Annotated in this window: 2 protein-coding genes; both read left to right on the top strand. The window is 47.1% G+C overall.

Going from position 1 to position 4,796, the window contains the following annotated elements:
- The first annotated feature begins 33 nt into the window (after positions 1-33).
- Positions 34-1,305, top strand: a complete 1,272-nt coding sequence (locus BUC07_RS20305; RefSeq protein ID WP_073174160.1) for a Gfo/Idh/MocA family oxidoreductase — start codon at positions 34-36, stop codon at positions 1,303-1,305.
- Between the two features lie 89 nt (positions 1,306-1,394).
- Positions 1,395-4,796, top strand: a complete 3,402-nt coding sequence (locus tag BUC07_RS20300; protein WP_073174158.1) for a DUF1080 domain-containing protein — start codon at positions 1,395-1,397, stop codon at positions 4,794-4,796.

Genomic DNA, 4,796 nt, shown 5'->3' with positions numbered 1-4,796 from the left:
AATTCAATTTAAAATACTTATAAAATCAATACAATGAGTTTCGATAAAAAATCATCCAGAAGAAGATTTCTGAAAAGCGCATTGGTAGCCGGAGCCGGATTAACTGTTGTTCCGCGCCATGTATTGGGAGGAAACGGATTTATTCCTCCGTCTGATCAACTTACAAAAGGTATTATTGGTGTGGGCGGAATGGGCCGCGGCCATATTCCCTACGAAGGCACCCGCGTGGTGGCTATTTGCGATGTGGACACAAAGCACCTGGAACTGGCACAAAACCAGATTGGTTACGACGTGAAAAAAATTCACGATTTCAGGGAACTGGTGAACCTGCCCGAAGTGGACATTGTACACATTGCCACTCCGCCGCACTGGCACGGAATCATGTCGGTGGAAGCAGCCAAAGCCGGCAAGGATATTTGGTGCGAAAAACCCATGACCCGCACCATTGGCGAAGGCAAAAAAGTAATGGAAGCCGTAAATGCACACGGCCGAATGTTCCGCCTGAATACCTGGTTCCGGTTTAAAGACACTTTCTACGGACTGGGAACCGATGTAAAACCGCTGAAAAAAGTGATTGACAGTGGAATTATCGGATGGCCGCTGAAATTTACCGTGAGCGGGGTAACCGGCTACGACTGGAAATTTTACTGGAGTGGCGGGCACAACCTGAAACCAATGGCCGTGCCGGAAAACCTCGATTACGATATGTGGCTCGGACCGGCCCCTTACAAACCGTACAACCCGGAGCGTGTTCACTCTAAATTCCGCGGATACTGGGATTACGACGGCGGTGGGCTCGGCGACATGGGACAGCACTACCTCGACCCGGTGCAGTACCTGCTCGGAAAAGACGGCACCGCTCCGGTGAAAATTGAAGTGGATGCACCACAGCAACATTACGATGCAGTGGGCTCGTGGCGAAGGATTACATACACTTACGCCGATGGCTGCCAGATTATTCTCGACGGTGAAAACAAAGACAAAGATGCGGCTTACATTGAAGGCCCCAACGGTAAAATTTATCGCGGGTTTAGGTCTGATATTCCCAACCTGCAGTCGTTCCTGAAAACCCTGCCTGACCCGGAACCGCAGATTTCTGTCTTCTCCGAATCGGTAAAAACCCGTAAAAAATTTGCCCTGAATGAAACCAACGGATTCTGGTCGGCAACACTGGTGAACCTGGGAATAACAGCAGTAAGGCTGGGACGTACGTTGAACTTCAATCCCGATAAACTTGAATTTATCGACGATGAAGGTGCCAACCAAATGATTAATCAACCGATGCGTGCCCCGTGGTCCATCTGATACGGGTCGAGCGATTTCCAAATCGCTCATTAAAATCAATGATTTACCGTTTCAATCTGACTTTGTAAAAAAATAAAAATAACAGTAAAATGAATAAAAAAATATTTCAATATACAGCAATCCTGATTTTTGCGCTGTTCTCGGCAGGCAGCTTTGCGCAGGATAACCGGACACTGGACACCAAAGTAGCCGACATACTGGCGCAGATGCCCACCGATGATTTTACCCACCGCGACCGGGTAATGAAGGAAGCGATTGAGCTGGGGCCCCAAGGGTTCGCAAAATTCACACAACAACTCACTCCAGCCGGCGAAGGTGACGACACCGCAGTGCGGTTTGTATTAAACAGCGTGGCCCGTTACACCAGTGAATTTGGGCTGGAAAAGCAACGCAGTTTGGTGGAAAATGCGCTGCTTAATGCTATAAAGCAACAAACAAATAACGAGGTAATTACTTTCCTGATAAACCAGCTCAACCTGGTGGGAGGGGAAAAGTCAGTTGGAGCACTACAGGTTTACCTTGCCGATGAAAATTTGGCTGAGCCGGCAACACAGGCGCTTTTATCGATTGGCAACAAGGAAGCAGCAATGGCATTGCTTTCAGGACTTTCCAAAGCAGATGAAAACACAGAGGCCACACTTGTGCGGGCACTTGGACAGTTGAAATGCAAAACTGCCCTGCCCGAAATTACCCGTTTGGCCGACACTGAAAACCCGGAATTAAGAAAAGTTTCGCTGGAAGCTTTGGCTGCTATTGGTCACCCGGATTCGTACAAACTGATGCTCAATGCTGCCAAAGATGTTGATTTCAATTACGAGCCGACTCATGCAGCAGAAGCTTTTTTGAACTATGCCTGCAGCCTGGCCGAAAACAATGAACTCAAGCTTTCTGAGAAAGCGCTTAAAGCCGTTTTTAAAGCCAATTCAGCAGACAACAAACTGCACAACTATTCAAAGGCACTCGCCATTTACACCAACCATTTTGGGTACGAAGCGATGCCGTTATTGCTCGATGCCGTGGATAACAGCAACAAAGCTTTCCGTTACTCAGCACTAAACCTGGCCGAAAATTTGGGTGGAATTGCAGCTACTCGCCAGTGGGTTGAAAAAGCAAAATCGACCAACCCGGAAGTAAAAGCCGAAATTATCAGTATGCTCGGCAGAAAAGGCGATCCTTTTGCAATAGATTTTGTGAAAAGCAACCTGGAATCACCTTCGGCATTCGTGCGCAAGGAGTCAATTACCGCACTTGTACAATTGCAGGGGAAAGATGCTTCTTCTTTGCTGATTGGCCACCTGGAAAAAGGAAACGATTTGGAAGCCACACAAACAGCCTTGCTGCAGTTGCTCGACAAAAAACACCTGGCACCGGTAGCGGCACAACTTGATGAAACTTCAGGAGCCACCAAAGCGGCTTTCATCGATTTAATAGCAGCCAAATCAGGGAATGCATATTTCAATGAAATTTTTACACTAACCCATTCCCGGAACAATGAAGAAAAAGAAGCTGCCGTTCAGGCACTGAAACATATTTCAACAGAAAAAAACCTGGATGAACTGATCCAGCTCCTGCTTTCGGTTGACGGGGATAAAGAAGTGGAGCAGGTACAACTCGCTGTTGTGGCTGCTGCCAGAGGTGTTGAAAGCGAAAAGACCGGGAACGGCAAACTACTGCAGGCACTGAAAACAACAGATAAAAAAGAACGCATCATTGCTATTCTTCCTGAAATTGGAGGCGAGGTAGCTTTGCAAAACGTAGTGGATTATTTTGGTAATTCATCGGGGGCACTTAAAGAGACTGCTTTTGAGGCACTGGCAAGCTGGAAGGATTATTCGGCCGCAGATGCACTCTACGAAGTGGCTCAAAATTCAACCGGGGAATACCGCGCAAAAGCATTTTCAAATTTCACAAGAATGGTGCGCAATGCCAATTTGCCCGACGACCAGAAGCTGCTGCAGTACCGCAAAATAATGCCTTTTGCAACTTCGGCCAACGATAAGCAACTGGTAATTAATGCCATTGGCAACCTGAAAACATTTTTGTCGATGGTTTACCTGGAAAATTTTCTGGATGACAGCGAATTGCAACAAACAGCCGCGCGGGCTATCATGCGCATTGCGCTGCCCGATAACAATGGCCAGAATGGTTTTGCCGGTGAAAATGTGCGGGAATTGTTGAAACGTGTTACTTCTATTCTGAAAGGCGAAGAAAGTGATTACGACATCATCAACATTAACAATTACCTGCAGGAAATGCCCGACGAGAAAGGTTTTGTTTCCATGTTTAATGGTAAAAACCTCGACGGCTGGCAGGGAATGATTGCCGGTGGCAACCCGATTAAAATTGCTGAAATGAGCGAAGAAGAACGGGCAAAAGCGCAACAGGAAGCGAATAAAAAAATGATCGAAAACTGGAGGGTCGAAGACGGCAAAATCGTTTTTAGTGGTCACGGAGGCAACCTGGTTTCTGAAAAAATATATTCAGATTTTGAATTGATTGTGGACTGGCGGATTACAAAAGAAGGCGACAGCGGCATCTATTTGCGCGGCACACCACAGGTGCAAATCTGGGATACTTCGCGTGTGGAAGTAGGTGCGCAGGTTGGCTCCGGCGGACTCTACAACAACAACAGCGACAATATTCGCAACCCACTCAAAGTAGCCGATAATCCGATTGGCGAATGGAACACCTTCCGCATTACAATGATTGGCGAAAATGTTACGGTTTACCTGAACGGAAAGTTGGTGGTTGATAATGTACGAATGGACAATTACTGGGACCGGAGCATCCCGATATTCGAAGAAGGCACCATTGAATTGCAAGCCCATGGAAATGAACTGGCTTTCCGCGATATCTATGTAAAAGAGATAAATACCGATGAAATCGGCCTGACTGAAACGGAAAAAACCAACGGCTTTGTGTCGTTATTTAACGGCATGAACCTGGACGGATGGCAGGGTAACAAAACCGATTATTATGCTGAAAACGGCCAACTGGTAGTAAACCCGAAACGTGGCGGCCACGGGAATTTATATACTGAAAAAGAGTATAGCGACTTTGTTTTCAGGTTCGAATTTCAACTGACACCCGGCGCCAACAACGGTCTCGGCATCAGGGCACCGCTTGAGGGCGATGCTGCTTATGTGGGCATGGAGTTGCAGATTCTGGACAACACTGCATCTATTTATGCCAATTTGCACGAATACCAGTACCACGGGTCAGTTTACGGCGTAATTCCGGCCAAACGTGGATTCCAAAATCCAGTGGGCGAATGGAACACGCAGGAAGTGATTGTTAAGGGCTCTGACATCAAAATTACGCTCAACGGGGAAGTAATCCTGGAAGGCAACATCGACGAAGCCAGTAAAAACGGTACGCTTGACGGAAAATCACATCCCGGCCTCGACCGCGAAAAAGGGTACATCGGTTTCCTGGGGCACGGTTCACCGCTGAAATTCAGGAATATCAGGATTAAAGACTTAAGTGAATAA

This window comes from Tangfeifania diversioriginum (assembly GCF_900141875.1).
In the GTDB taxonomy this organism is placed as follows: Bacteria; Bacteroidota; Bacteroidia; order Bacteroidales; family Prolixibacteraceae; genus Tangfeifania; species Tangfeifania diversioriginum.
This window is presented reverse-complemented; position numbering and strand designations above follow the sequence as displayed.